Source organism: Streptomyces sp. NPDC021093 (assembly GCF_044333135.1).
GTDB lineage: Bacteria > Actinomycetota > Actinomycetes > Streptomycetales > Streptomycetaceae > Streptomyces.
Window position 1 is genome coordinate 726729 of record NZ_JBIRQJ010000002.1, and the last position, 22525, is coordinate 749253.

General features: G+C 70.5%; 18 protein-coding genes and 1 pseudogene. 9 read left to right on the plus strand and 10 right to left on the minus strand.

Annotated features, from left to right (window positions below):
- Nucleotides 1-129: 129 nt before the first annotated feature.
- Complete coding sequence (locus ACH4SP_RS08125; protein ID WP_398411274.1) at nucleotides 130-1827, minus strand: BCCT family transporter; 1698 nt, start codon at nucleotides 1825-1827, stop codon at nucleotides 130-132.
- Nucleotides 1828-2082: 255 nt separating this feature from the next.
- On the opposite strand from ACH4SP_RS08125, the gene ACH4SP_RS08130 reads away from it, so the two are divergent.
- Complete coding sequence (locus tag ACH4SP_RS08130; RefSeq protein ID WP_398411276.1) at nucleotides 2083-3219, plus strand: glycerate kinase; 1137 nt, start codon at nucleotides 2083-2085, stop codon at nucleotides 3217-3219.
- A gap of 447 nt (nucleotides 3220-3666) precedes the next feature.
- Here ACH4SP_RS08130 and ACH4SP_RS08135 read toward each other — a convergent pair whose 3' ends face one another.
- Nucleotides 3667-4260: a cysteine hydrolase family protein gene (locus tag ACH4SP_RS08135; protein ID WP_398411279.1), complete on the minus strand. Its 594-nt coding sequence runs from the start codon at nucleotides 4258-4260 to the stop codon at nucleotides 3667-3669.
- A 102-nt stretch (nucleotides 4261-4362) separates the two neighbouring features.
- Between ACH4SP_RS08135 and ACH4SP_RS08140 the strand changes: the two are divergent.
- The 6 genes and pseudogenes from ACH4SP_RS08140 (at nucleotide 4363) to ACH4SP_RS08165 (ending at nucleotide 12063) form a co-directional block, all read left to right on the plus strand.
- A pseudogene (locus ACH4SP_RS08140) lies at nucleotides 4363-6455 on the plus strand (ATP-binding cassette domain-containing protein).
- A gap of 582 nt (nucleotides 6456-7037) precedes the next feature.
- A complete protein-coding gene (locus tag ACH4SP_RS08145) occupies nucleotides 7038-8111 on the plus strand; it encodes a GlxA family transcriptional regulator (protein ID WP_398411284.1) in 1074 nt (357 codons plus the stop codon).
- Between the two features lie 76 nt (nucleotides 8112-8187).
- Nucleotides 8188-8391 carry a cold-shock protein gene (locus ACH4SP_RS08150; RefSeq protein ID WP_069572018.1) on the plus strand — a complete coding sequence of 68 codons (204 nt, stop codon included), beginning with the start codon at nucleotides 8188-8190 and terminating at the stop codon, nucleotides 8389-8391.
- A 289-nt stretch (nucleotides 8392-8680) separates the two neighbouring features.
- Complete coding sequence (locus ACH4SP_RS08155; protein WP_398411292.1) at nucleotides 8681-10117, plus strand: DEAD/DEAH box helicase; 1437 nt, start codon at nucleotides 8681-8683, stop codon at nucleotides 10115-10117.
- Between the two features lie 49 nt (nucleotides 10118-10166).
- Complete coding sequence (locus ACH4SP_RS08160) at nucleotides 10167-10475, plus strand: SCO5918 family protein (RefSeq protein WP_398411295.1); 309 nt, start codon at nucleotides 10167-10169, stop codon at nucleotides 10473-10475.
- A gap of 148 nt (nucleotides 10476-10623) precedes the next feature.
- Entirely contained in the window at nucleotides 10624-12063 is a 1440-nt protein-coding gene (locus ACH4SP_RS08165; RefSeq protein WP_398411298.1) for a PLP-dependent aminotransferase family protein, read from the plus strand.
- Here the strand turns inward: ACH4SP_RS08165 and ACH4SP_RS08170 are convergent.
- A complete protein-coding gene (locus tag ACH4SP_RS08170) occupies nucleotides 12060-12476 on the minus strand; it encodes a PaaX family transcriptional regulator C-terminal domain-containing protein (protein WP_398411301.1) in 417 nt (138 codons plus the stop codon). The two genes, ACH4SP_RS08165 and ACH4SP_RS08170, sit on opposite strands and share 4 nt — an antisense overlap.
- A gap of 9 nt (nucleotides 12477-12485) precedes the next feature.
- On the opposite strand from ACH4SP_RS08170, the gene ACH4SP_RS08175 reads away from it, so the two are divergent.
- Complete coding sequence (locus tag ACH4SP_RS08175) at nucleotides 12486-13364, plus strand: LLM class flavin-dependent oxidoreductase (protein WP_398411303.1); 879 nt, start codon at nucleotides 12486-12488, stop codon at nucleotides 13362-13364.
- Nucleotides 13364-14407: a zinc-binding dehydrogenase gene (locus tag ACH4SP_RS08180; protein WP_398411306.1), complete on the plus strand. Its 1044-nt coding sequence runs from the start codon at nucleotides 13364-13366 to the stop codon at nucleotides 14405-14407. The genes ACH4SP_RS08175 and ACH4SP_RS08180 overlap by 1 nt, the downstream gene beginning before the upstream one ends.
- Before the next feature lie 161 nt (nucleotides 14408-14568).
- On the opposite strand, the gene pssA is transcribed toward ACH4SP_RS08180, so the two are convergent.
- The 7 genes from pssA to ccrA all read right to left on the minus strand — a co-directional run bounded on the left by pssA (nucleotide 14569) and on the right by ccrA (nucleotide 22316).
- Nucleotides 14569-15423, minus strand: coding sequence for a CDP-diacylglycerol--serine O-phosphatidyltransferase (gene pssA / locus ACH4SP_RS08185; protein ID WP_398411311.1), 855 nt, complete (start codon nucleotides 15421-15423; stop codon nucleotides 14569-14571).
- Nucleotides 15410-16081, minus strand: a complete 672-nt coding sequence (locus tag ACH4SP_RS08190; protein WP_398411314.1) for a phosphatidylserine decarboxylase — start codon at nucleotides 16079-16081, stop codon at nucleotides 15410-15412. Before ACH4SP_RS08190 ends, pssA begins: the two co-directional genes overlap by 14 nt.
- Before the next feature lie 179 nt (nucleotides 16082-16260).
- Entirely contained in the window at nucleotides 16261-17466 is a 1206-nt protein-coding gene (locus ACH4SP_RS08195; protein ID WP_398411317.1) for an acyl-CoA dehydrogenase family protein, read from the minus strand.
- Between the two features lie 2 nt (nucleotides 17467-17468).
- The gene (locus tag ACH4SP_RS08200) at nucleotides 17469-17984 is read right to left on the minus strand and encodes a MaoC family dehydratase (protein ID WP_398411321.1); all 516 of its coding nucleotides are present in this window, start codon (nucleotides 17982-17984) and stop codon (nucleotides 17469-17471) included.
- 5 nt (nucleotides 17985-17989) lie between these two features.
- Nucleotides 17990-18970: an HpcH/HpaI aldolase/citrate lyase family protein gene (locus tag ACH4SP_RS08205; protein ID WP_398411323.1), complete on the minus strand. Its 981-nt coding sequence runs from the start codon at nucleotides 18968-18970 to the stop codon at nucleotides 17990-17992.
- On the minus strand, nucleotides 18967-20979 hold the full coding sequence (locus ACH4SP_RS08210; protein WP_398411326.1) for a protein meaA: 2013 nt from the start codon (nucleotides 20977-20979) through the stop codon (nucleotides 18967-18969). Before ACH4SP_RS08210 ends, ACH4SP_RS08205 begins: the two co-directional genes overlap by 4 nt.
- A complete protein-coding gene (gene ccrA / locus ACH4SP_RS08215; protein ID WP_398411329.1) occupies nucleotides 20979-22316 on the minus strand; it encodes a crotonyl-CoA carboxylase/reductase in 1338 nt (445 codons plus the stop codon). The genes ACH4SP_RS08210 and ccrA overlap by 1 nt, the downstream gene beginning before the upstream one ends.
- Nucleotides 22317-22525 lie beyond the last annotated feature (209 nt).

The window sequence follows — 22525 nt, forward strand, 5'->3', positions numbered from 1 at the left end:
GCGCCCGCTCGCGCCCACACCGTGGGGCGGGAGGGGGCACGGCGGTGCGGACGTACTGAACACACGGAAGGGGCAGGGGAGTCGACTCCCGTGCCCCTTCCCTCGTACCGCCCCGCTAGCTGTCGAACCTCACTCGTCCGTACGGGACTTGGCCGCGCGCCGCAGTCTCGGGTGCCGTCGGTCGGGGCCGTGTTCGGTGATCGCGTCGCCGACCATCGCCCGTACCGCGTCCCGCAGTCCGTGCAGCGCGTGGTGGCGGGCCGGGCCCGCGCCCGGGTCCTCGCGCAGCTCCTTGATCAGTGCCCAGCACAGTCCGAGCATGACCAGGACGAAGGGGAGCGCGACGAGGATCGTCGCCGTCTGGAGGGAGTTCAGGCCGCCCGCGACCAGCAGACCGGCCGCGACCGCCGCCATCAGCACGCCCCACAGCACCACCAGCCAGGTCGGCGGGTGCAGCGAGCCCCGGGCGGTGAGCGAGCCCATCACCAGGGACGCCGAGTCGGCGCTCGTCACGAAGTACGTCATGACGAGGAGCATCGCGATGCAGGAGGTGACCGTACCGATCGGCAGCGCGTCCAGCATCGCGAAGAGGGACGCTTCCGCGCCGTCCTTCACCGAACCGGCGAGATCGGCGACCCCCGTCTGGTCGAGGCGGATCGCGGAGCCGCCCATCACGCAGAACCACACCACCGTCGCCCCGCTGGGCACCAGCAGCACGCCGATCAGGAACTCGCGGATCGTACGGCCCCGGGAGATGCGGGCGATGAAGGTGCCGACGAACGGCGCCCAGGACAGCCACCACGCCCAGTAGAAGATCGTCCAGGCGCCCAGCCACTCGCTGTCGCCGAACGCGCCCGTGCGGGTCGCCATCGGGAGCAGCTGGTCGAGGTAGCCGCCGACCGACGCCGGGATCGCGTCCAGGATGTAGACCGTCGGGCCGAGGACGAACACGAAGAGCATGAGGAGGGCGGCCAGCACGATGTTCGCCGTGCTCAGCCACTTCACGCCCTTGTGCAGGCCGGAGAACGCGGACAGGACGAACGCCGCCGAGAGCGAGGCGATGATGATCAGCTCGACGCCCTTGGTGTCGTCCACGCCCGCCACGATGTTGAGGCCCTTGGCGACCTGGAGGGCGCCGAGCCCCAGGCTGGTCGCGGTGCCGAAGACGGTCGCGAAGACGGCGAGCAGATCGATCAGTTTGCCCTGCCAGCCCTCCGCGCGGCGCTCGCCGAGCAGCGGCACGAAGGCCGAACTCAGCCTGTTTCCACGGCCCTTGCGGAACGTCGCGTACGCCAGGGCGAGCCCCGCGATGCCGTAGATCGCCCACGGGGTGAGCGTCCAGTGGAAGAAGGAGTACTCCAGGGCGGCGCGGGCGGCGTCACCCGTGCCTGCCGCGGCACCGGAGCCGGGCGGCGGGGTGACGTAGTGCTGGAGCGGTTCGCCGACCCCGTAGAACATCAGGCCGATGCCCATGCCCGCGCTGAACATCATCGCGATCCAGGCCAGGTTGGTGAACTCGGGCTCCGAGCCGTCCTTGCCGAGCCGGATCCGGCCGAACCTGCTCAGTGCGATGCACAGGCACATGAGGAGGAAGACGTCGGCCGCGATGACGAAGAGCCAGGCGAAGTTGTTGAGGACCCAGGCGAGAGCCGTGGACGAGGCGCTCTCGAACGAGCTCTTGCCGAGAAACGCCCAGGCGACGACGGCCGCCACGGCGAGCACGCCGATGGTGATGACGGTGGCGTCGGGCCTGCCGTCGTGCAGTGGGTTGCCCGGGGACTCCGGCTCGGGGACGGGCTGGGGTGGATCAAGGGATTCCGTACTCATGCCGCACACCTTATGGTGCGCATTGTCATGATATTGAGGGTTGGCGCGCCGTCAGGAGGGGGACGGTCCGACCCCGGTGGGGCCCGGCGGGCGAGATTGGCCATGGGCAGGGGACGGGGGTGGCGGTTATGGTCGGGGCGGCGCGACTGCCTGTTCGAAAGCAAGGGATGCAAGGTGGCGGACGGAGCAGTACACGGAAAGGCAAGCAGTGCGGGCAGCAGTGCTGCGAGCAGTGCGGGAGGCGGCGGGGCACATGTGCTCGTCGCAGCCGACAAGTTCAAGGGCTCGCTCACGGCGGTACAGGTCGCCGAGCGGGTGACGGTCGGGCTGCGCAGAGCGGTGCCGGGCGTGGAGGTCGAGTCCCTGCCGGTCGCCGACGGCGGCGACGGCACGGTGGCCGCTGCGGTCGCCGCGGGCTTCGAACGCCGGGAGGTACGGGTCACCGGCCCGCGCGGCGAAGAGCTGACCGCGGCGTACGCCTTCCGCGAGGCGGACGGCACGGCCGTGGTGGAGATGGCGGAGGCCTCCGGCCTCCAGCACCTGCCGCCGGGCGTCTTCGAGCCGCTCACCTCGACCACGTACGGCTCGGGCGAGCTGCTGCGGGCGGCGCTCGACGCGGGCGCCAGGACGATCGTCTTCGGCGTCGGCGGCAGTGCGACGACGGACGGCGGGGCCGGGATGCTGGCCGCGCTCGGCGCACGCTTCCTGGACGCGGACGGCAAGCCCGTCGGCCCGGGCGGCGGCGGTCTGCGCGATCTCGCGACGGCGGACCTGTCGGGGCTCGACACGCGGTTGGCGGCTGCAGGCGCGGGCGGGGTCGATCTGATCCTGGCCAGCGACGTCGACAACCCGCTGACCGGGCCCGTCGGCGCACCGGCGGTGTACGGGCCGCAGAAGGGGGCCTCGGCGGAGGACGTGGCGACGCTGGACGCGGCGCTGGCGCACTACGCGTCGATCCTCGACCCTGCTTCGGGCCGCACAGGTTTGGCCGACACCCCGGGCGCGGGGGCCGCGGGCGGCATCGGCTACGGGGCGCTGGCCGCGCTCGGCGCGCGCTTCAGGCCCGGCATCGAGGTCATGCTCGACGTACTGGGCTTCGCCCCGGCCCTGGAGCGGGCCACGCTCGTCATCACGGGCGAGGGCTCCCTCGACGAGCAGACCCTGCACGGCAAGGCCCCCGCGGGCGTCGCGGCGGCGGCGCGGGCACGCGGGGTGGAGGTCGTCGCGGTGTGCGGCCGGCTCGCACTGCCCGCTGAGGCGCTGGGCCGGGCAGGCATCCGCAGGGCGTACGCACTGAGCGCACTGGAACCGGACCCCCAGCGGAGCATGGCCGAAGCGGGACCGCTGCTGGAGCAGGTCGCGGAACAGATCGGCCGCGATTTTCTGCGGTAGCGGTAGCGGGCGGGGGTGCGGGGCGGGTGGTTCGTACGTGCGGGTGCGTCGTGGCCGGCCGCGCAGTTCCCCGCGCCCCTAAAAGCCTGCCCCCGAGCCCCCCTTGGCGGCTACCGCCGCCTCCTTGGGCAGCGGGGCTGGCCCCCCGGGGGGGCAGGTGGGCAAGGGAGCGGCCCCCCACGCGGAGCGCCCCCACCCCCGACACCGCCCCGCACTCCGCCCCTACCACCGATCCCGGTGGATGACCTCGAACCGCTGCATGTTGCCCCCCGCTCGGCCCCCACACGGCGGCCTGCACGAGTTGCTCCAGTCGCCGCAGTCGGTTGAATGCCGTGTTCCGGTGGTGGTGCAGCCGCGTCGTCCGTCGTTATGCGGCCGGATGCGAAGACACCCGGTGTTCCGAAGGCCGTCCGGTCAACTCCGGGGAACTGACGGCCAATTGGTGATTCAGTCGCGTGCGGTGCGGGCAGCCTTCAGCAGTTCCTCGGTGGTGGTCACCTCTGCGAAGCGGCCGCCGTGCAGGGAGACCGCGGTGGCGCGGGAGAGGTCGTCGCCGCTCCGCTGCCAGCCGAAGGGGCCCTTGAGGTCGAAGGTGTGGGTGGCGTCCAGGGGAAGGATGACCTGGTAGCCGAGGTTGCCGCCCATGCGGGCCGTGGTCTCCACACACATGTTGGTCTGGATGCCGACCACAGCGAACTGGGTGATGTCCGATGCCTTGAGCCACGCGTCCAGGTCGGGGGTGCCGTAGAAGGCGGAGTTGACCAGCTTGGAGACGAGGACCTCACGGGAGCCGGACTTGCCGCGGCGGTCCTCGACGTAGGGCTTGAAGTCGTTGCCCGACTGGCCGGGGCGCAGCGGGGACCACGTCTCCTCGGAGTCGTGCCGCACGAAGACGACCGGGCGGCCCGCGGACTGCCAGGCGTCGATGAGCACGGCGATGTTGTCGTCGGCGGAGGGGTTGTTGCGGTTTCCCCAGAAGGGGTCTTCAAAGCCCTGCTGCACGTCGATGACGACCAGTGCGGTGTTCTGAGTGATGTCCATGACGCCCATCCTGCCGGGCGGGCCGTAGGGCCGACAGGGGGTAGGAAGTCAGCGATCGATGAGAAACAGCCACTTGTCAGTGCCTGCGCATAGGCTCGCCACATGCCTTCGGAATCTGTCAGTACGGCCACGCGACAACCGCATCCCGCCGACGGCCACGGCCTGATCCGGGTCCGCGGCGCCCGCGAGAACAACCTGCGGGACGTCTCGGTCGACCTGCCCAAGCGCCGCCTCACCGTCTTCACCGGAGTCTCCGGCTCCGGCAAGTCCTCGCTGGTCTTCGGGACGATCGCCGCCGAGTCCCAGCGGCTGATCAACGAGACGTACACGGCCTTCCTCCAGTCCTTCATGCCGAGCCTGGGCCGCCCGGACGTCGACGGCCTCGACAACCTCAGCGCCGCGATCGTCGTCGACCAGGAGCGGATGGGCGCCAACTCCCGCTCCACGGTGGGCACGGCCACCGACGCGTACGCGATGCTGCGCATCGTCTTCAGCAGGCTGGGCGTGCCGAACCTGCCCGGCGCGGGCGCCTTCAGCTTCAACCTGCCCGACGGGATGTGCCCGCGCTGCGAGGGCATGGGACAGGTCTCGGACATCGACGTGGACCAGCTCGTCGACCGGGACAAGTCCCTCAACGAGGGCGCGGTCACCGTGCCGGGCCACGCGGTGGACTCCTGGCCGTGGGGGATCATCGTCGGCTCCGGCTTCTTCGACCCGGATCGAAGATCGACGGGGTGAACATCGCGGAGTGCGCGGCGATGCAGATCAACGACCTCGCGAAGTTCGTCGGCGGCCTCGACGCCCCCGAGGTGGCCCCGCTCCTGGCGAATCTGCGCGACCTCCTCGACTCCCTCGTCGAGATCGGCCTCGGCTACCTCAGCCTGGACCGGCCGGCCGGCACGCTGTCCGGCGGCGAGGCACAGCGCGTCAAGATGGTCCGCCACCTGGGCTCGTCCCTCACGGACGTCACGTACATCTTCGACGAGCCGACCACGGGCCTGCACCCGCACGACATCCGCCGGATGAACGACCTGCTGCTCCGGCTGCGCGACAAGGGCAACACGGTGCTGGTCGTCGAGCACAAGCCCGAGGTCATCCGCATCGCCGACCACGTCGTGGACCTCGGCCCCGGCGCCGGTACGGCGGGCGGCGAGCTCTGCTACAGCGGGGACGTGGAAGGGCTGAAGGCCTCCGGGACCCTCACCGGCCGGCACCTCTCGCACCGCGCCGAGCTGCGCACCGAGACGCGGCAGCCGACCGGCTGGATCTCCGTCCAGGACGCCTCGCAGCACAACCTCCGAGACGTGAGCGTCGACATCCCGACCGGAGTGCTGACGGTCGTCACCGGCGTCGCGGGCTCCGGGAAGAGCTCCCTCATCCACGGGAACCTGCCGGGCCGCGAGGGCGTCGTGGTCGCCGACCAGTCGCCGATCCGCGGTTCGCGCCGCTCCAACCCCGCCACGTACACCGGCCTCCTCACCCCCATCCGCAACGCTTTCGCCAAGGCCAACGGCGTGAAGGCGGCACTCTTCAGCGCCAACTCCGAAGGCGCCTGCCCGAACTGCAACGGCATCGGACTGGTCTACACGGACCTCGCGATGATGGCTGGAGTGGCGTCGGTGTGCGAGGTCTGCGCGGGGAAGCGCTTCACGGCAGAGGTCCTCGCCTACACGCTGAACGGCAAGAACATCAGCGAGGTGCTGGGGATGTCGGTCGCCGAGGCGTACGACTTCTTCGCGGACGGCAGCGCGGTGGGCGGCACCGCGGGCACCCAGGCCCGCGTCCTCCTCACCCGCCTGACCGACGTGGGCCTCGGCTATCTGCGCCTCGGCCAGCCCCTCAACACGCTCTCCGGCGGTGAACGGCAGCGGATCAAGCTGGCGATCCACATGGCGGAGAAGGCCGCGACGTACGTCCTGGACGAGCCGACGACCGGTCTGCACATAGCCGACGTCGACCAGCTGCTCGCCCTGCTCGACCGGCTGGTCGACGACGGCAACACGGTGATCGTGATCGAGCACCACCAGGCGGTGATGGCCCACGCGGACTGGCTGATCGACCTGGGCCCCGGCGGCGGCCACGACGGCGGCCGCATCGTCTTCACCGGCACACCGGAAGAACTGGTCACCAAGGGCGACACACTGACGGCACAACACCTGCGCGAGTACAGCAACTTCAGCCCGTCCGGAGCCTGAGGACGCGCGGCGCAGCCGTGCCCGGGGCTCCGCCGCGCGGGCGCGACCAGCTACGACGCCCACCGGCCCCGTTAGGGGCGCGGGGCTGCACTGGACATGCGGCTCCGCCGCGTGGGCGCGCTCAGCGGCCCCGTTAGGGGCGCGGGGAACTGCGCGATCAGCCACGACGCACCCGCACGTACCACCCACCCTCCCGCCCCGCGGCGAGCGGTTTAGGTGGAGGGGCGGGAGGGGCTCATCCGCGAAGCGGCCCACCGGCCCGCACGGGGAGCGGTCGCGGTCGCGGGGCGCGGGGGTGCGGTGGCGAGGGCGTGCGGTCGGGGGAGGGAGCGCTCCGCGTGGGGGCCGCCCCCTTGCCCACCCGTTCCGCCCCCGGGGGGCGGCCCCGCTGCCCAAGGGGGCTCGGGGGAGCGGGGTGAGGGGGCGGTCCCGCTGCCCAAGGGGGCTCGGGGGAGCGGGGTGAGGGGGCGGCCCCGCTGTCCAAGGGGGCTGGGGAGGAGGGTGAGGGGGCGGTCCCGCTGTCCAAGAGAGCGGTGGGGGTGATTGGGGGAACAACCCATCGACCGATGGTTTACTGCCCCCGTGGCCACCCCAACCTCCCCCCACCGTGTAGCCCTCCTCACCTTCCCCGGCATCCGCCCCTTCGACCTCTCCGTCATCACCGAGGTCTGGGGCACCGACCGCACCGACCGCGGCGTCCCCGCCTTCGACCTGCGCCGGGTCGCTGCCTCCCCGCACCCCATCCCGTTGCGCGGGGGCCTCACCGTCACCCCCGACCGCACCCTCGCCTGGCTGCCCCGCGCCGACCTGATCCTCGTGCCCGGCCTGGACGACCACCTCACCCTCGCCCCGGCCCCGCTCCTCGGGGCGCTCCGCCGGGCGCACGCGCGCGGCACTCCCATCGCCGCCCTCTGCGGAGGAGCCTTCACGCTCGCGCAGGCCGGGCTCCTCGACGGCCGTCGCGCGACCACCCACTGGGGCCTCGTCGAGCTGCTCCGCACCCACCATCCCCACGTCACCGTCGAGCCGGACGCGCTCTTCATCGAGGACCGCGGCATCTGGACCGCCGCCGGAACCGCCGCCGGCATCGACCTCTGTCTGCACCTGGTCCGCACCGCCCACGGCGCGGAAGTTGCGGCCACGGTCGCCCGCTCCATGGTCACCGCGCCGTTCAGGACCGGCACCCAGGCGCAGTTCATCGAGCACCCCACCCCGCGCACCGACCGCTGCGCCGACGCCCTCGCCTCGGTGCGCGCGCACGCGATCCGGCATCTCGATGAACCGCTGACGGTCGGACAGCTCGCCGCCAGGGCGGGCATGTCGGTACGCACCTTCGCCCGCCAGTTCACCGCGGCGACCGGCGTCACGCCCCTGCGCTGGCTCCTCGACCAGCGGGTGGCCGCCGCCCAGAAGCTCCTGGAACACACCGATCTGCCGATGCCCGAGGTCGCCCGGCGCACCGGATTCGGCAGCGAGATCACCATGCGCCAGCACTTCGGCAACCGCCTCGCCACCAGCCCCCGCGCCTACCGCGCCTCCTTCGCCGCCCGCCGCGAGGGAATATCTGTCCCTGCGGCTGCAGAAAAATCCGTCCTGCGGCGGGGAGAATTTCAGGAGCGGTCCGGCAGGCAGAAAATCTTCCAGGAGACCGATTGACGTTTCCGTGCTAGTGTCCTTCTCATCTGCAGTTGTGGTTTGCAGTTGCAGTTGTGGTTTCCAAGGAGAGTTTGACATGGCTACTGGCACCGTTAAGTGGTTCAACGCGGAAAAGGGCTTCGGCTTCATTGAGCAGGACGGCGGCGGCGCCGACGTCTTCGCCCACTACTCGAACATCGCCGCCCAGGGCTTCCGCGAGCTCCAGGAGGGCCAGAAGGTGAACTTCGACGTCACGCAGGGCCAGAAGGGCCCGCAGGCGGAGAACATCACCCCCGCCTGATCTTTAGGCACAGCAGTACGCAGCTGGGGCCCGCACCTTGGGGTGCGGGCCCCAGCTCGTTGCTTTTTCCCGGATGGTGCCGCGCCGTGATTTTCCGGCCCACCACCCGTTTTTCCTATTTATTCCATTTCTCTTCGGCTTCCCGTTGCTCATTCCTGGGCCCGGAGTCGGACGGCTGGAATTAGCTTTCGAATTTTATTCGGCTCGATCCTGCGATTCTCCGCTGCGTTCACCTGCTGGCCGCCACCGGGAATTCCTCGACACGTGCCGTATCGAGGAAAGGTTCCGCATGGACCGCAGCACGCGCACCGGCAACCCCCGCGCCACCACTCGTACACACTCCCGATACACCGGTGCCCGCAGCGGCGGCCACGGCCGTCGCCCCGCCGCCGTACAGGGTGAATTCGCCCTGCCGGTGACCGTCACCCCCGCGCTGCCCGCCGTCGAGACCTTCGCCGACCTGGACATGCCCGCCCCGCTGCTGGCCGCGCTCGCCGCGCAGGGCGTGACCGTACCCTTCCCGATCCAGGGCGCCACCCTCCCGAACTCCCTCGCCGGACGCGACGTCCTGGGTCGGGGCCGCACCGGATCCGGCAAGACCCTCGCCTTCGGCCTGGCCCTCCTCGCCCGTACGGCGGGCAGGCGCGCCGAGCCGCGACAGCCGCTGGCCCTGGTGCTGGTGCCGACCCGCGAGCTTGCCCAGCAGGTCACCGACGCACTCACCCCGTACGCCCGCTCGATGCGGCTGCGGCTGGCCACGGTCGTCGGCGGCATGTCGATCGGCCGCCAGGCCCACGTGCTGCGCGGCGGCGCGGAAGTCGTCGTCGCCACGCCAGGCCGGCTCAAGGACCTCATCGAGCGCCGGGACTGCGCCCTGGACGACGTGGAGATCACCGTCCTCGACGAGGCCGACCAGATGGCCGACATGGGCTTCATGCCGCAGGTCACCGAACTGCTCGACCAGGTGCGCGGCGGCGGCCAGCGGATGCTGTTCTCCGCCACCCTCGACCGCAACGTCGACCTTCTCGTACGCCGCTACCTGAGCGACCCGGTGGTCCACTCCGTCGACCCGTCGGCGGGCGCGGTCACCACCATGGAGCACCACGTCCTGCACGTGCACGGCGCGGACAAGCACGCGACCACCACGGAGATCGCCGCCCGCGACGGCCGGGTGCTGATGTTCCTGGACACCAAGCACGCGGTCGACAGGCTCACCGACCACCTGCTGAACAGCGGGGTACGGGCGGCGGCGCTGCACGGCGGCAAGTCCCAGCCGCAGCGCACCCGCACGCTGGAGCAGTTCAAGACCGGCCACGTGACCGTGCTGGTGGCGACCAACGTCGCAGCCCGCGGCATCCACGTCGACAACCTCGACCTGGTCGTCAACGTCGACCCGCCCAGCGACCACAAGGACTACCTGCACCGCGGCGGCCGTACCGCCCGCGCCGGTGAGTCCGGCAGCGTGGTCACCCTGGTGACCCCGAACCAGCGCCGTGACATGACCCGCCTCATGCGTGCCGCGGGGATCACCCCGCAGACCACTCAAGTGCGGGCGGGCGAAGCGGAGTTGACGCGCATCACCGGTGCGAAGGCGCCGTCCGGGGTGCCGGTCGTCATCACCGCCCCCGAGCGGCCCAAGCGGGGCGGCTCCCCGTCCCGCGGCCGCCGCGGCCGTCCTGGGCAGCAGCGCCGTGCCCCCGGAAGCACCCAGCGCAGCGCCGCATAACACCGAGCTCCCCGTCAACTCTCCGTCCCTGCAACCTTGTTGAGGTCTCATGCGCGTTGTCATCGCCCGCTTCCCCTTCGAGCTGGTCAAGAGCGAGGTCCAGGAGGCGATGAAGGGCATCAAGCCCGAACCCGTCACGGGCGAGTCCGTCACGATCGGCCGCCGGACCTACCCCGTCAAGCAGGTGGGCGAGGTCATCACCCGCCAGGACCGCCGTGACTTCACCGCGAGCGAGGTGTCCCGGGCGCTCACCCGGCTCGGCTTCACCTGCCGCGACACCGTCGCCCCGGTTCCGGCCCCGGCGCTCTCCCCGCTGGAGAACGCGTCGCACATGCTCGGCTCCGCCGCACACGTCTGAGCCGCTGCTCCGAGCTGCGCTTCTGAGCTGTGCCTCTGAGTCGTACGCCGCGGTCGTACCTCCGAGCCGTACCACTGAGCCGTGGCGAAGGCCCGGTCCGAACCCCGGGCCGGGCCTTTCGCACAGACCCCCGGTAGGGTGCACTCCCATGCCGGAATCCTGGGTCAATTCCGCCGAACGCATCGGTGCGGACCTCCATCTGAGTCTCCCCGCCGAGAAGGGCGGCCGGCAGGCCGCGCTCACCCACGCCCTGCGCGAAGCGGTACGCGAGGGCAGGCTCGCCCCCGGCACCCGGCTGCCCCCGTACCGCTCGCTCGCCGCCGACCTCGGCATCGCCCGCAACACCGTCGCCTCCGCGTACGCCGAACTCGTCGCCGAGGGCTGGCTCACCGCCCGCCAGGGCTCCGGAACCCGGGTCGCCGCCCGCGCGACCCCGCCCCGGCCGGTGCACGCACCGCAGCGGACGCAGCCGCCGGGCCCCGTGCACGACCTGCGGCAGGGACAGCCCGACGCCGCGTCCTTCCCCCGCACCGCCTGGCTCGCCGCCGCCCGCCGCGCGCTGGTCGCCGCCCCCAACGAAGCCTTCGGCCCCGGCGACCCCCAGGGACGCATCGAGCTGCGCCGCGCCCTCGCCGAATACCTCTCCCGCGTCCGGGGCGTCCGCACCACCCCCGGCCGCATCGTCATCTGCTCCGGCTTCGCGCACGCGCTGCGGCTGCTGTACGGAGGGGTGGGCGGCCGGACGCGCGGGCTGCTGCGCGGCCCGCTCGCCGTCGAGTCGTACGGCCTGCCCTTCCACCGCGATCTGCTGGACGCGGCGGGAGTGCGCACCGTACCCCTGTCGATCGACGAATACGGGGCGAACACAGGGGAGTTGGGCAACCACAAGGGCCTCAAGGGGGCGCTCCTCACGCCCGCCCACCAGTTCCCCACCGGTGGTCCGCTGCACTCCGCGCGCCGGGTGGCGGCGGTCGACTGGGCGCGCGCCCACGACGCGCTGCTCCTGGAGGACGACTACGACGGCGAGTTCCGCTACGACCGCGAACCGGTGGGCGCGGTACAGGGGTTGGATCCCGAACGCGTCGTCTACCTCGGCTCGGTGAGCAAGAGCCTCTCCCCGGCGATCCGGCTCGGCTGGCTGGTGCTGCCCGACCACCTGGTCGATCCCGTACTGGCCGTGAAGGGCCAACGGGAGGCGTGGGCAAGCGCGTTGGACCAGCTCACCCTCGCCGACCTGATCGCCTCAGGCCACTACGACCGGCACGTCCGCCGGATGCGCCAGCGCTACCGTGCGCGCCGCGACCAGCTGTCCGCCGCCCTGGCCGCACACGCCCCGCACGTCCGGGTCACCGGTGTCGCGGCCGGTCTGCACGCCGTCCTCAGCCTCCCCGCAGGAACCGAGACCGCCACCCTCCGGGCGGCGGCCCGCCACGGCCTGGCACTCGACGGCCTCACCGGCTTCCGGCACCCCGACGCCACCACACCCGCCGCGGACGGTCTGGTCGTGGGGTACGCGACCCCGCCGGACCATGCGTACGGGGCCGCCCTGGAAGCACTGTGCGGCGTGCTCCCGCCGGACAGGTCCTAGCAGGAGGGTCCCGCCGGGTCCCGCGCCAGCTCCGACCAGTGGCGGGCCGCCGGTTCGCGCAGCGTCAGCCAGGTGTCCACGAACAGGCGCGTCGCCTCCCGCCCCGGCCAGCCGGCCGGGAGCAGTGCGTCCGGCAGCCGTGGATCGCGGGCGAAGGTCAGCCGCCAGGCGTGCACCAGCCGGGTGCGCAGGACGAACGCCGCCTCGTCCGTCGCCGCCCGCGCGCCCGCGAAGCGTTCCAGGAAGTCCTCGTGGGCCCGCCGTACCGCTGCCAAGTCCCAGGCACTGTCGATGAGTCGGCGCTCGTCGAGGGCGTTCGGTACCCGCGCCACCAGCCACATCGCGCGGTCCGCGACCCCCTGCTCCCGCAGCAGCTCCCGCAGCGCGTCCACGCCGCCCGCGTCCGCCGTCACCCACAGTCCGTGCAGCTCGACCAGCAGACCCGGGGGCGGGTGATGTTCGGGACCGGCCCCGGGCAGCTCGCCTCGGACGCCTTCATGATGGGCATCGACCCGCTGAAGCAGCGCGCCATGATGGCCGAGGCGCTCGACGTGATCGTGCCGCTGCTGCGCGGCGAGACCGTCACCGCCCGTACCGACTGGTTCGAACTCACCGATGCCCGGCTCCAGTTGGCCCCCTACCGGCCCGACGGCATCGACCTGGCAGTGGCCTCCACCGTGTCGCCCTCCGGATCCGTCCAGGCCGGCAAGCACGGCATCGGGCTGCTCTCCCTGGCGGCGGGGGACCCGGCGGGCGAGGCGGCGTTGACCCGCAACTGGCAGGTGTACGAGAGCAGTTGTGCGGAGCACGGCCACCCGGCGGACCGCGACAGCTGGCGGCTCGTCGTCCCGATGCACCTCGCCGACACCGCGGAGGAGGCCCGCGGGCAGGCCGAGTACGGGGTGCTGCACCTCGTGCGCTACATCGAAGGGCTGTCCGGCCGCACCATGCCGTGGGGCGGCGACGCCGCGTCCGCCGTCAAGCAGTGGACCACCGGCGGCTTCCCCACCTTCGGCGTCGCCATCCTCGGCACCCCCGCCGACGCCATCGCCCGCATCGAGGCCCTGGCCGCGTCATCGGGCGGCTTCGGCACCCTGCTGCTGCTCGACCTGCCCACCGGCAGGCCCGAGGACAAGCGGCGCAGCTACGAACTGTTCGCCGAGTACGTCGTCCCGCACTTCACCGGCGCCAACCGCCGCCGCGCCGCCTCCATGGACTGGGCGCACGCCAACAGCGCCCGCTTCACCGGCGCCGTGCGCCAGGCCGTCGAGAACGCGCTGACCGAAGGAGGGGCCCGGTGATGCGCGCCGCCGTCCTGCGCGGCGGGGCCTTCGTCGTCGACGAGGTGCCCGAGCCCGTCCCCGGCCCGGGGCAGGTGCTCGTCGAGACCCTGGCCACCGGGATCTGCGGCTCCGACCTGTCCGCGTACCGCCACACCGAAGCCTTCCTCAAGGCGTCCCACGACTCGGGCACCACGTCGTTCGTCTTCGACCCGGACGCCGACCTCGTCATGGGCCACGAGCTGTGCGCACGCGTCCTGACGCCGGGGGAGTGGGAGGGCCGCACCGTCGGCGGGCTGCCATGGGCGCTCGACGCCACGGGCACGCTGCGCACCATCGGCTACTCCAACGACTTCCCCGGCGGCTTCGGCTCCCGCATGGTCATGCAGACCGCGGCCCTGGTGGAGGTCCCGGAACACGTCCCGCCGCCGGTCGCCGCCCTGGCCGAACCCCTCGCCGTCGGCTTCGGCAACGTCGCCCGCTGCGACCTGCCGCCCGGCTCCGGCGCGGTCGTCCTCGGCGCGGGCCCCATCGGTCTCGGGGCGACGGCGGTACTCGTCGAGCGCGGCATCGGCCCGGTGATCGTCTCCGAGCCTTCCGTACGCCGCAGGGGGCTCGCCACCGCCTTCGGTGCGCACGCGGGGGTGGACCCCGCCGTCCGCGACCCCTTCGACGCGTGGCGGGAGGCCGCGGAGCCGGGGCAGGCGCTGACCGTACTGGAGTGCTCCGGGAAGGCGGGGATGCTGGAGGAGATCCTCCGGAAGGCCCCGCGCGGCACGACCGTCCTGCTCATCGGCGCGTGCATGACTGAGGACACCTTCCGCCCGGTCATCGGGATCTACAAGGACATCACCGTCCGGATGTGCCTGGCCTACCCGCCCGAGGAGTACGCGCACACCCTGCGCCGCATCGCCGACGGCAGCGTGGACGCGGCGGCGCTGATCACCGGCGAGGTCGGCTTCGGCGGGATCGCCGCGGCCGTCGACACGCTCAGCGCCCCGGACGAGCACATCAAGGTCCTGGTACGCCCGGAGCTCGACGGCGACGGTGTCCAAGCCCCATAGGGGCGCGGGGGAACGGCGCGACCAGCCACGGCGGACCCGCACGCAGCGCACCGGGCCTGCCTTCGGCGCGTCCACCCGGCACCCGTGCGCTTCACACGAAAGAGGGCCCCCGAGCCGGTTTGCACCGGCCGGGGGCCCTCTTCACGTACGTACGAGAACCGCTACGGCAGCTGTGCCGCCCGTGCCTCGCGACGGTTGCCGCGGAAGGTGTTCACGCGTCGCGCGGTGGCGAACAGCGGGATCACCGCGCCCATGACCACCTGGAGCGCACAGCCGGTCTGCAGGAGCAGCTGGCCGCCGGGGGCGTCGAAGGCCCAGGCCGCGAGGAGACCCATCGCACCGACGATCCAGCTCAGCATCGCGACCGCGAGGATGCCCCGCGGCTTCGGGTACTCGACCCGGCTCACCATCAGCCAGGCCACGCCGAGCACGGCGAGCAGGGTCGGGATGAAGGGCAGTTCCAGCAGGACGATCGAGACGACCGTGAGCGCTCCGAAGGGGCTCGGCATGCCCTGGAACATGCCGTCCTTCATGGTCACGCAACTGAACCGCGCAAGCCTCAGCACCACCGCCAGCAACACCACGATCGCGGCTACCGCCGCCACCTTCTGCTGGGCGTCGTCCGCCACCATTCCGTACACGAGCACGAAGTAGGCGGGGGCGAGCCCGAAGCTGATCAGGTCGGAGAGGTTGTCCAGCTCCGCGCCCATCGGCGAGCTGCGCAGCTTGCGGGCCACCAGCCCGTCGCACAGGTCGAAGATCGCGGCGAGCAGCATCAGGATCACGGCGGTGGCGGCGCTGTTGCGCGCCATGCCGGTCTCCGCGCTGCCCTGGAGGTGCGGAATGAGGATTCCGGTGGTGGTGAAGTACACCGCCATGAATCCGCACGTGGCGTTACCGAGCGTGAGGGTGTCCGCTATCGACAGCCTCAGACTGAGCGGCATGTCCTCCGCGTCGGTCTCGGCCTCGGCCTCGGGAACCCAGCCCGCCTGCGTCTCTGGATCAGTCACGGTCAATTCGGGTCACCCCCGCGGTAGTGGTTTGGCCCACCTCGACCGCGACTTCGACACCTTCCGGAAGGTAGATGTCTACGCGCGACCCGAAGCGGATCAGGCCGATCCGCTCGCCCTGCTCCACCTTGGTGCCCTGCGGCAGGTACGGGACGATGCGGCGGGCCACAGCGCCCGCGATCTGCACCATCTCGATGTCGCCGAGCTCCGTGTCGAAGTGCCAGACAACGCGCTCGTTGTTCTCGCTCTCCTTGTTGAACGCCGGAACGAAACCGCCGGGCACGTGCTCGACGGACGTCACCGTGCCCGCCAGGGGCGCGCGGTTGACGTGGACGTTCAGCGGGCTCATGAAGATCGCGACGCGGGTGCGCCCGTCCTTCCACGGCATGATGCTCTGCACCACACCGTCGGCCGGCGAGATCACCCGGCCCTGGGCGATCTCGCGCTCGGGGTCGCGGAAGAACCACAGCATCCCCGCCGCGAGAGCGGTGGTGGGGACGGCTGCGGCGGCCCAGCGGCCCGACTTGCGCGCCTTGGCCAGGGTGAGGGCCGCGGTCGCGACGGTCGGCAGGAGCCACGGCGATGCTCCGCGAGCAAGGCGACCCTTGGGGATGAGACCCGAGGAGACGCCGTCGCGTGGTGCAGAGGTTTGGCTGTGGGGCATGGAAGACCTTCGTAGCGGATGATGCCGCGCGGAGACGGGGGACGGCGGCTTTCCGGCGATGCTATCGGTTGCGGGGTGCAACTGGGCAAGCCGGAAAGCGAGTCAGCGGCCGGAAAGACGCCTGGAGAAGGTGACAGGGTGTGATCTTCTTCGCGTTGAAATCTACGCAAAGCGAACAATCAGCCCTGGAACCGGTATTCCTCCAAGAGTCGCCGACCAATGATCATTTTCTGGATCTCGGCGGTACCTTCACCGATCAGCAGCATGGGTGCCTCGCGGTAGAGGCGCTCGATTTCGTACTCCTTCGAGAACCCGTATCCGCCGTGAATGCGGAAGGCGTCCTCGACGACTTCCTTGCAGTATTCGGAGGCCAGGTACTTGGCCATCCCTGCTTCGAGGTCGTTTCGTTCCCCGCTGTCCTTTTTGCGTGCTGCATTCACCATCATCGCATGAGCGGCCTCGACCTTGGTGGCCATCTCGGCCAGCTTGAACTGGATCGCCTGGTGCTGGGCGATCGGCTTGCCGAAGGTGTGGCGCTGCTGGGCGTACGAGACGCCCAACTCGAAGGCACGCTGAGCGACTCCGCAACCACGGGCCGCGACGTTCACGCGGCCGACCTCTACACCGTCCATCATTTGGTAAAACCCTCGGCCGGTGGCCCCGCCGAGTACGCGATTGGCCGGAATGCGCAGTCCGTCCATGATCAACTCGGTGGTGTCCACCCCCTTGTATCCCATTTTGTCGATCTTGCCGGGAATGGTCAGACCTGGGCGGACCTCGCCGAAGCCCGGCTCCTTCTCGACCAGGAACGTGGTCATCGACTTGTGCGGAGCAGTGCCCTCCGGGTGACCCTCGTCACTGCGGCACAGGACGGCCACGAGCGTCGACGTGCCGCCGTTGGTCAGCCACATCTTCTGGCCGTTGAGCACGTACTCCTCGCCGTCGCGGACGCCCTTGGAGCTGATCGCGGAGACGTCCGAACCGAGCGCCGGCTCCGACATCGAGAACGCGCCGCGCACCTCGCCGAGCGCCATCCGGGGCAGGAAGGTGTCCTTCTGCTCCTGCGTCCCGTGCTGCTTGAGCATGTACGCCACGATGAAGTGCGTGTTGATGATTCCGGACACACTCATCCAACCGCGGGCGATCTCTTCCACACAGAGCGCATATGTGAGAAGGGACTCACCCAGGCCGCCGTACTCCTCGGGGATCATCAGCCCGAACAGGCCGAGTTCCTTGAGGCCTTCGACGATCTCCGTCGGGTACTCGTCGCGGTGCTCCAGCTGCGTGGCGACCGGGATGATCTCCTTGTCGACGAAGTTCCGTACGGTGGAGAGGATTTCCTGCTGTACGTCGGTCAGACCGGCGGTCTGGGCGAGACGGGCCATGGCTACTTCTTCTCCTGCGTCTTGGGCTCGGGGCGGCCCGGCTGCTCGCCGCCGCGCTCCTTGATGTACGTCTCCGTCGGCACCATCACCTTGCGGCGGAAGACGCAGACGACCGTGCCGTCCTGCTTGTAGCCCTTCGTCTCGACGTAGACGATTCCTCGGTCGTTCTTCGACTTCGACGGGGTCTTGTCGAGGACGACGGTCTCGCCGTAGATCGTGTCGCCGTGGAAGGTCGGCGCGATGTGCTTCAGCGACTCGACCTCCAGGTTGGCGATCGCCTTGCCGGAGACGTCGGGGACGGACATGCCCAGGAGCAGGGAGTAGATGTAGTTCCCGACCACGACGTTCTTGCCGAAGTCGGTGGTCTTCTCCGCGTAGTTGGTGTCCATGTGGAGCGGGTGGTGGTTCATGGTGAGGAGACAGAAGAGGTGGTCGTCGTACTCGGTGACCGTCTTGCCCGGCCAGTGCTTGTAGACCGCGCCGACCTCGAACTCCTCGAAGGTGCGTCCGAACTGCATGGTGATCAGGCCTCCGGGGCTTCGAACTTCGAGGTGCGTTGCAGGCCGGCGGCCCGGCCCTTGCCCGAGACGACGAGCGCCATCTTGCGGCTGGCCTCGTCGATCATCTCGTCGCCGAGCATCGCGGAACCCTTCTTGCCGCCCGCCTCCGACGTGTAGAAGTCGTACGCGTCGAGGATCAGCTCGGCGTGGTCGAAGTCCTCCTGGGAGGGGGAGAAGATCTCGTTCGAGGCCTCCACCTGACCCGGGTGCAGGACCCACTTGCCGTCGAAGCCGAGCGCCGCGGCGCGCTTGGCGACCTCGCGGTAGCCGTCGACGTTGCGGATCTGGAGGTAGGGGCCGTCGATCGCCTGGAGGTCGTTGGCACGGGCCGCCATCAGGATCTTCATCAGGATGTAGTGGTACGCGTCGGCGCCGTAGCCGGGCGGCTGCTCGCCCACCACCAGGGTCTTCATGTTGATCGAGGCCATGAAGTCGGCCGGGCCGAAGATGATCGCCTCGGTGCGGGGGGACGCCTCGGCGATCGCGTTGACGTTGTTCAGACCGCGCGCGTTCTCGATCTGCGCCTCGATGCCGATCCTGCCGACCTCGAAGCCCATCGTCTTCTCGATCTGGGTGAGGAGCAGGTCCAGCGCGACGATCTGCTGGGCGTCCTGCACCTTCGGCAGCATGATGCAGTCGAGGTTCTGGCCCGCGCCCTCGACGACCGTGACGACGTCGCGGTACGTCCACTCGGTCGTCCAGTCGTTGACGCGCACGACGCGCGTCTTGCCGGTCCAGTCGCCCTCGTTGAGGAACTTGACGATGGTGTGCCGCGCCTCGGGCTTGGCGAGCGGCGCGCAGGCGTCCTCCAGGTCGAGGAAGACCTGGTCGGCGGGGAGGCCCTGAGCCTTCTCCAGGAAGCGGGGGTTCGACCCGGGGACCGCGAGACAGGAGCGGCGGGGACGAAGGCGGTTGACGGCGGTGCCATCGGTGACGCTGGTCATGCGGGGACCTCCAGAGGGTCGAGCTTGTTCGCTTTCCGGATCTCGTCGACGATACGGCCGATGATCTCCGTGATCCCGAAGTCCTTCGGGGTGAAGACGGCGGCGACTCCCGCCCGCTTCAGTTCGGCGCCGTCGGCGTTCGGGATGATCCCGCCGACGATGACGGGCAGTTCGGGTGCGCCCGCCTCCCGGAGCCGTACGAGAACGTCCGGCACCAGCTCGGCGTGCGAGCCGGACAGGATCGACAGGCCCACGCAGTGCACGTCCTCGGCGAGGGCCGCGTCCACGATCTGCTCGGGCGTGAGCCGGATGCCCTGGTAGACCACCTCGAAGCCCGCGTCGCGCGCGCGTACGGCGATCTGCTCGGCGCCGTTGGAGTGCCCGTCCAGGCCCGGCTTGCCGACCAGGAGGCGCAGCCGCCCGGACCCCAGCTCGTCGGCGGTCCGCCGCACCTTCTCCCGTACGAGGGCCAGCGGCGTGCCCGGTTCAGCGGTGACGGCCACCGGGGCGGACGACACCCCCGTCGGGGCGCGGAACTCGCCGAAGACGTCCCGCAGCGCCCACGACCACTCGCCGGTGGTGACGCCCGCGCGGGCGCACTCCACGGTGGCGGCCATCAGGTTGCCGGTGCCGGCGGCGGTCGCCTTGAGGGCGGCCAGGGACTCCTGGGCGCGCGCCTCGTCGCGGTCGTCGCGCCACCGGTGCAGGGCGGCCACCACACGGGCCTCGTTCGCCGGGTCGACCGTCATGATCGCGGTGTCGAGGTCGGCGGTGAGGGGGTTGGGCTCGGTCGTCTCGTAGACGTTGACGCCGACGATCTTCTCCTCGCCGCCCTCGATCCTGGCCCGGCGCTCGGCGTGCGAGGAGACCAGCTGCGACTTGAGGTAGCCGGACTCGACGGCGGCCATCGCGCCGCCCATCTCCTCGATGCGCCGCATCTCGGCGAGGGACTCCTCGACGAGCTGCTCCACCTTGGCCTCGATCACGTGCGATCCGGCGAAGATGTCCTCGTACTCAAGGAGGTCGCTCTCGTGCGCGAGGACCTGCTGGATGCGCAGGGACCACTGCTGGTCCCAGGGGCGGGGGAGCCCCAACGCCTCGTTCCAGGCGGGGAGTTGGACGGCGCGGGCGCGGGCGTCCTTGGAGAGCGTGACGGCCAGCATTTCGAGGACGATGCGCTGGACGTTGTTCTCCGGCTGGGCCTCGGTGAGGCCCAGGGAGTTGACCTGGACGCCGTAGCGGAAGCGGCGCTGCTTGTCGTTCTCGATGCCGTACCGCTCACGCGTGATCTTGTCCCAGATGCGGCCGAAGGCGCGCATCTTGCACATCTCCTCGATGAAGCGGACGCCCGCGTTCACGAAGAAGGAGATGCGGGCGACGACATCGCCCTTGCGGTCCTCGGGGACCTGCCCGGACGCGAACACCGCGTCCAGGACCGCGATCGCCGTCGACATCGCGTACGAGATCTCCTGGACCGGGGTCGCCCCCGCCTCCTGGAGGTGGTAGCTGCAGATGTTGATCGGGTTCCACTTGGGGATGTGGTTGACCGTGTACGTGATCATGTCGGTCGTCAGCCGGAGCGAGGGTCCCGGCGGGAAGACGTGCGTCCCGCGCGACAGGTACTCCTTGACGATGTCGTTCTGGGTGGTGCCCTGCAGCCGGTCCGGGTCCGCGCCCTGCTCCTCGGCGACCACCTGGTAGAGCGCCAGCAGCCACATCGCGGTGGCGTTGATGGTCATCGAGGTGTTCATCTGCTCCAGGGGGATGTCCTGGAACAGCCGCCGCATGTCGCCGAGATGGGACACCGGGACGCCGACCCGGCCGACCTCGCCGCGGGCGAGGACGTGGTCCGGGTCGTAGCCGGTCTGGGTGGGCAGGTCGAAGGCCACCGAAAGGCCGGTCTGGCCCTTGGCGAGGTTGCGCCGGTACAGCTCGTTGGACGCTTCGGCGGTCGAGTGACCGGCGTAGGTCCGCATGAGCCAGGGGCGGTCCTTCTTGCGGTCGGTCATCACACGTTCCGGAAGCGGTTGATCGCGTCGATGTGTGTTTCGCGGAGCTCGTGATTGCGGACGCCCAGGCCCTCGCTCGGGGCGAGCGCCAGCACGCCGACCTTGCCCTGGTGCAGGTTGCGGTGGACGTCGTAGGCGGCCTGGCCGGTGTCTTCGAGCGAGTACACCTTGGAAAGCGTCGGGTGGATCTTTCCCTTGGCGACCAGCCGGTTGGCCTCCCAGGCCTCGCGGTAGTTGGCGAAGTGCGAGCCGACGATCTTCTTCAGCGACATCCACAGGTAGCGGTTGTCGTACTCGTGGTTGTAGCCCGAGGTCGAGGCGCAGGTCACGATCGTGCCGCCCTTGCGGGTCACGTACACGGACGCGCCGAAGGTCTCGCGGCCCGGGTGCTCGAAGACGATGTCGACGTCCTCGCCGCCGGTCAGCTCGCGGATGCGCTTGCCGAAGCGCTTCCACTCCTTCGGGTCCTGATGGTGCTCGTCCTTCCAGAACCTGTAGTCCTCGGCGTTGCGGTCGATGATCGCCTCGGCGCCCATCGCGCGACAGATGTCCGCCTTCTGGTCGCTGGAGACGACACAGATCGGGTTGGCACCGCCCGCGAGTGCGAACTGCGTGGCGTAGGAGCCGAGTCCGCCGCTGGCGCCCCAGATCAGGACGTTGTCGCCCTGCTTCATGCCGGCGCCGTTGCGCGAGACGAGCTGGCGGTACGCGGTCGAGTTGACCAGACCTGGCGCCGCCGCCTCCTCCCAGCTGAGGTGGTCGGGCTTGGGCATCAGCTGGTTGGACTTCACGAGGGCGATCTCGGCGAGGCCGCCGAAGTTGGTCTCGAAGCCCCAGATGCGCTGCTCCGGGTCGAGCATCGTGTCGTTGTGGCCGTCGCTCGACTCCAGCTCGACGGAGAGGCAGTGCGCGACGACCTCGTCGCCGGGCCGCCAGGCGTTCACGCCGGGTCCCGTGCGCAGCACGACGCCCGCCAGGTCGGAGCCGATCACGTGGTACGGCAGGTCGTGACGCTTCGTCAACTCGCTGAGCTTTCCGTACCTTTCGAGGAATCCGAAGGTCGACATCGGCTCGAAGATGGAGGTCCAGACGGAGTTGTAGTTCACCGACGATGCCATGACCGCCACCAGGGCCTCGCCCGGGCCGAGTTCGGGCACCGGCACGTCGTCCAGGTGGAGCGACTTGCGGGGGTCCTTCTCGCGGGTGGTGAGCCCGGCGAACATCTCCGTCTCGTCCTTGTGCACGGTGACCGCGCGGTACGACTCGGGGACGGCGAGGGCTGCGTAGTCCGCGGCAGTCGCTTCCTGCGACTGGATCGCGTCCAGGATTTCCTTCACGGGGGGCCTCCGGCGGTGCTTCGGGAGCTTGAGGGGGAAGTGAGGGTGGAGGTGTGCCGTCGGTTCGGCGGTGATGCGGGTGGATCGGCAGCGCGGGGTGGTGCGCGGGAGGTTGCCTGTGACGCAGGCGTCCGGGCGCGCACACCGGGAGGTGTGCGGGGACAGCCGGCGTACGAGAGATCTCTGCACGCCGGCCGCCCGGACAACTT

What these genes read in the sequence shown, in the direction of transcription:
- ACH4SP_RS08135 (WP_398411279.1), bottom strand. Translation starts at nt 4,260, where the DNA reads ATGGACATCACTCAGAACACCGCACTGGTCGTCATCGACGTGCAGCAG.
- ACH4SP_RS08200 (WP_398411321.1), bottom strand. Translation starts at nt 17,984, where the DNA reads ATGCAGTTCGGACGCACCTTCGAGGAGTTCGAGGTCGGCGCGGTCTAC.
- ACH4SP_RS08180 (WP_398411306.1), top strand. Translation starts at nt 13,364, where the DNA reads ATGCGCGCCGCCGTCCTGCGCGGCGGGGCCTTCGTCGTCGACGAGGTG.
- ACH4SP_RS08205 (WP_398411323.1), bottom strand. Translation starts at nt 18,970, where the DNA reads ATGACCAGCGTCACCGATGGCACCGCCGTCAACCGCCTTCGTCCCCGC.
- ACH4SP_RS08155 (WP_398411292.1), top strand. Translation starts at nt 8,681, where the DNA reads ATGGACCGCAGCACGCGCACCGGCAACCCCCGCGCCACCACTCGTACA.
- ACH4SP_RS08125 (WP_398411274.1), bottom strand. Translation starts at nt 1,827, where the DNA reads ATGAGTACGGAATCCCTTGATCCACCCCAGCCCGTCCCCGAGCCGGAG.
- ACH4SP_RS08210 (WP_398411326.1), bottom strand. Translation starts at nt 20,979, where the DNA reads ATGACCGACCGCAAGAAGGACCGCCCCTGGCTCATGCGGACCTACGCC.
- ACH4SP_RS08195 (WP_398411317.1), bottom strand. Translation starts at nt 17,466, where the DNA reads ATGGCCCGTCTCGCCCAGACCGCCGGTCTGACCGACGTACAGCAGGAA.
- ACH4SP_RS08190 (WP_398411314.1), bottom strand. Translation starts at nt 16,081, where the DNA reads ATGCCCCACAGCCAAACCTCTGCACCACGCGACGGCGTCTCCTCGGGT.
- ACH4SP_RS08160 (WP_398411295.1), top strand. Translation starts at nt 10,167, where the DNA reads ATGCGCGTTGTCATCGCCCGCTTCCCCTTCGAGCTGGTCAAGAGCGAG.
- ACH4SP_RS08165 (WP_398411298.1), top strand. Translation starts at nt 10,624, where the DNA reads ATGCCGGAATCCTGGGTCAATTCCGCCGAACGCATCGGTGCGGACCTC.
- ACH4SP_RS08150 (WP_069572018.1), top strand. Translation starts at nt 8,188, where the DNA reads ATGGCTACTGGCACCGTTAAGTGGTTCAACGCGGAAAAGGGCTTCGGC.